Source organism: uncultured Caballeronia sp. (assembly GCF_964243625.1).
Lineage (GTDB): Bacteria > Pseudomonadota > Gammaproteobacteria > Burkholderiales > Burkholderiaceae > Caballeronia.
In genome coordinates this window covers 1-3,978 of sequence record NZ_CAXTGZ010000556.1, presented here as the reverse complement: position 1 = coordinate 3,978, position 3,978 = coordinate 1, and the positions used below count along the sequence as shown (strand labels likewise).

The following is a 3,978-nucleotide window of genomic DNA, read 5'->3' as shown; positions in this document are numbered from 1 at the left end:
CGTCAACAAGATGTGCGGCTCGGGCATGCGCGCGGCCATGTTCGCGCACGACATGCTGCTCGCCGGTTCCCACGATGTAATCGTCGCAGGCGGCATGGAAAGCATGACCAATGCCCCGTACCTGTTGCCGAAAGCGCGCGGCGGCATGCGCATGGGTCACGGCCAGGTGCTCGATCACATGTTCCTCGATGGCCTCGAAGACGCGTACGAAAAAGGCCGGCTGATGGGCACGTTTGCCGAGCAATGCGCGGGTTCGTACAAGTTCACGCGGGAGGCGCAGGACGCATTTGCCATCGAATCGCTCAAGCGCGCCAAGCGCGCGAACGAAGACGGTTCGTTCGACTGGGAAATTGCGCCGGTGACGGTATCGGGCCGCAAGGGCGAGACGGTTATCGATCACGATGAACAGCCGGCGAAGGCGAACATCGAAAAGATTTCGACGCTCAAACCCGCTTTCGCGAAGGACGGCACCGTGACGGCGGCGAATGCATCGTCCATTTCCGATGGCGCCGCCGCGCTCGTCATGATGCGCGAATCGACGGCCAGGCGGCTCGGCGTGACGCCGCTCGCACGCGTGGTCGGCCACAGCACGTTCGCGCAGGAACCGGCGTTGTTCACCACGGCGCCCGTCGGCGCGATCCGCAAGCTGTTCGAGAAGAACGGCTGGCGCGCGAGCGATGTCGACCTGTACGAGATCAACGAGGCGTTCGCCGTCGTCGCGATGGCCGCCATGCGCGAACATGATCTTCCCCACGACAAAGTCAACGTCAACGGCGGCGCATGCGCGCTGGGACATCCTATCGGCGCATCGGGCGCGCGAATCCTCGTCACGCTGATCGGCGCATTGCGTCAGCGCGGCCTGAAGCGCGGTGTGGCGAGCTTGTGCATCGGCGGCGGAGAGGCGACGGCAATGGGCATCGAATTGATCTGAAGGTGACGCTATGAAAACGGTATTGATCGTGGGTGCATCGCGCGGACTCGGCCATGAGTTTGCGCGCCAGTATTGCCGCGATGGCTGGCGGGTGCTCGCCACGGCGCGCGATGCGGCATCGTTAAGCGGTCTCGAAGCCATGGGCGCCAAGACCTTCTCGCTTGATACAACCAGACCCGAGGATATCGCCGCGCTCGGCTGGCAACTCGATGGCGAGAAGCTGGATGCGGCGATCATCGTGTCGGGGGTTTATGGTCCGCGCACGGAGCACGTGGAAACCATCCTCGCGGAAGATTTCGATGAAGTCATGCGCACGAACGTCCGCGGTCCCATGCAATTGCTTCCCATCCTCTTGCCGCTGACGGACGCCGCGCACGGCGTGCTTGCCGTCGTATCGAGCAAGATGGGCAGCATTGCGGAGATGAACGCTACGGCGGGGTGGTTGTACAGGGCGAGCAAGGCCGCGCTGAATGCGGCGCTCAAGGCGGCGTCGCTGCAGGCGCGCGGCGCGACGTGCGTTTCACTGCACCCGGGCTGGGTCCGAACGGATATGGGCGGTTCGTCGGCGGCGATCGATCCTGCGCACAGCGTAACCGGCATGCGCGCGGTGATCGCGGCGGCCGCTGCGGATCACAAAACGTTCAACGGCAGTTTCATCCAGTACGACGGCACGCAAATCAAATGGTAATGTCGTACGCTGGCGCAGGGACTTTCGACTAAAGACGAGGACATGAAGTGATGTATCAAGTGCATGGCGTGGCGTCATCGGGGAATTGCTACAAGGTTCGACTCGCGCTCGAACAACTGAACCTCCCCTATGTCTGGAACGAAGTGGACATGATGAACGGCGCCACCCGCACCGATTCGTTTCGGCAGATGAACCCGAACGGCAAGGTGCCGGTCCTGCAGATCGATGAAACCACGTGCCTGTTCGAATCGGACGCCATCCTCTATTACCTTGCCGAAGGCACGCCGCTTTTGCCCACGGATCGCCTCGCCCGGGCGCGCGTGCTGCAATGGATGTTTTTCGAGCAATACAGCCACGAGCCGAACGTCGCAGTCGCGCGCTTCATTCTCCAGTTCGCGAAAAGCCCCGACGATCCGCGTTTGCCCGAGAAGACCGCAGGTTCATACCGGGCGCTGGACGTGATGGAAACGCATCTCGCGACGCGCACGTATTTCGTCGATGAGCAGTACAGCATCGCGGACATTGCGCTCTACGCATACACCCATGTCGCCGATGAAGCCAACCTCGACCTCGGCCGATACCCTGCCATTCGCGCGTGGCTTGCGCGCGTGAAAGCGCAGCCGGGTCATATCGAGATGCCGGGCGTCGACACGTGACCCAGCCTGTCGAATGTCCTTGCGGTGGGGCATCGCCGGAAGCGGCCGTTAAGCGTTTACCGAAGTACACGCAATGTTGCGGACGCTTCATAGAAGACGGTGAAGTGCCGGCGAACGCCATGGAACTGATGCGTTCGCGCTACACCGCGTATGTAATCGGCAACATCGAGTATCTGCGTGCGACCTGGAGCGATGCGACCTGCCCGCCCGATCTCGAAGCATCGGCCGATTCCGCCACGCGCTGGCTCGGGCTGCAGATCAAGCGCCATACGCCCATAGACACCACTCACGCCGAGGTCGAGTTCGTCGCCCGTTACAAGGTGGGCGGGCGTGCGCATCGTCTGCACGAGACCAGCCGCTTTGAACGCGATAACGCCGGCCGCTGGCGTTATATCGACGGCGATCTTCGCGATTAGAAAATCCACGGCAAATATTTCCTTAACGCGCGCTTTCGTTTAAAAAATTGTGCAGTGCACGGGTACTTTCTAATTGCGCCCAATCATTTTGTACGGGTACTCTGTCTTTTAGCCAGCCGTTGGCGAACCGGTAGCAAGCTATTGTTTCATAAGCTAATTACTGGTCGGCGGTCTGACGTTGCATATTGAAGCCCATTGTCGTGTCCATTCGGGACATGACTTCACGGACCGCCAGGCGATACTGCTTTCAGCAGTACAAAAGCGCGGAACTGATGGATCGTGACAATAAGCCGGCCACGCTTTAGCTAACCAGCAGCGAGGCCGAAAGCAGGCGGAGTTTCGGGGATGGCATTCAGGCAAGTGGTGTCCGGTTGTTTTGCTGTATGTGCAGTGGCGGCAACGCTGGTGGGCATGTCCACCCAGGCGGCCGCGGAACCGTTCCCCGGCGCACAGCAATACGCGTCGCTCGACGCACCCGCGTTCGGCACGGTCAAGCCGGCGTTCGATCCCTCGCTTCCAGTAGTCGATGCCACCCTCAACGAGGCGGTCATCGAGATTCCATCGGGCGATGTCACGCTCGAAACCACCATCTTCAAACCCAACGGCACGGGCCCGTTCCCGATGGTCGTTTTCAATCACGGCAAACTCCCCGGCAACGCACATGACCAGCCGCGCGCGCGTCCCTTGGCGCTGGCGCGCGAGTTCGTTCGCCATGGCTATGTTGTCGTGGTGCCGAATCGCCGCGGCTTCGCCGGGTCGGGCGGCGAGTACGTCGGCAACGGTTGCAACGTCGAAGCGAACGGCTTCACGCAAGCGAGCGACGTTGCGGCGACGGTCGCTTACATGGACAAGCAGGCGTTTGTAGACAGCAAGCATGTCGTGGTTGCGGGCGCCTCGCATGGCGGCCTGGTCACGATGGCGTATGGCGCGCGCGATGCACGTTCGGACACCGGCGTGCGTGGTCTGATCAACTTTTCCGGCGGCCTTCGGCAGGATGAATGCGCCAACTGGCAGAAGAACCTGACCAGCGCGTTTGGCGAATATGGCGAGCACGTAAAGCTGCCGTCGCTGTGGATGTATGGCAGCAATGATTCGGTGTGGCAGGGTTCGCTCCCCGATGACATGTTCGCGTCTTACACGGCGCATGGCGCGCGAGCCGACATGGTGGATTTTGGCGCGTACAAGAACGATGCGCATCGGCTGGTCGGGGATCGCGATGGCGTGCCGATCTGGTGGCCGCGCGTGAAGACGTTCCTGGCCGAAATCGGCATGCCGACGGATTCGCAG

General features: G+C 61.5%; 5 protein-coding genes. All 5 read left to right on the top strand.

Translation table 11 applies throughout. The features are described 5' to 3' along the window. The coding region (locus ACFFAR_RS26915; RefSeq protein WP_375508793.1) for an acetyl-CoA C-acyltransferase at positions 1 to 931 on the top strand (931 nt) is incomplete at its 5' end. 10 nt (positions 932 to 941) lie between these two features. Continuing rightward, the gene (locus ACFFAR_RS26910; protein WP_061998253.1) at positions 942 to 1,619 is read left to right on the top strand and encodes an SDR family oxidoreductase; all 678 of its coding nucleotides are present in this window, start codon (positions 942 to 944) and stop codon (positions 1,617 to 1,619) included. Between the two features lie 50 nt (positions 1,620 to 1,669). Beyond that, positions 1,670 to 2,275: a glutathione S-transferase family protein gene (locus tag ACFFAR_RS26905; RefSeq protein WP_174365215.1), complete on the top strand. Its 606-nt coding sequence runs from the start codon at positions 1,670 to 1,672 to the stop codon at positions 2,273 to 2,275. After that, a complete protein-coding gene (locus tag ACFFAR_RS26900) occupies positions 2,272 to 2,691 on the top strand; it encodes a YchJ family metal-binding protein (protein ID WP_174365216.1) in 420 nt (139 codons plus the stop codon). The genes ACFFAR_RS26905 and ACFFAR_RS26900 overlap by 4 nt, the downstream gene beginning before the upstream one ends. 345 nt (positions 2,692 to 3,036) lie before the next feature. Continuing rightward, positions 3,037 to 3,978 (top strand): dienelactone hydrolase family protein (locus tag ACFFAR_RS26895; protein WP_375508792.1); only part of this gene is annotated, 942 nt, incomplete at its 3' end.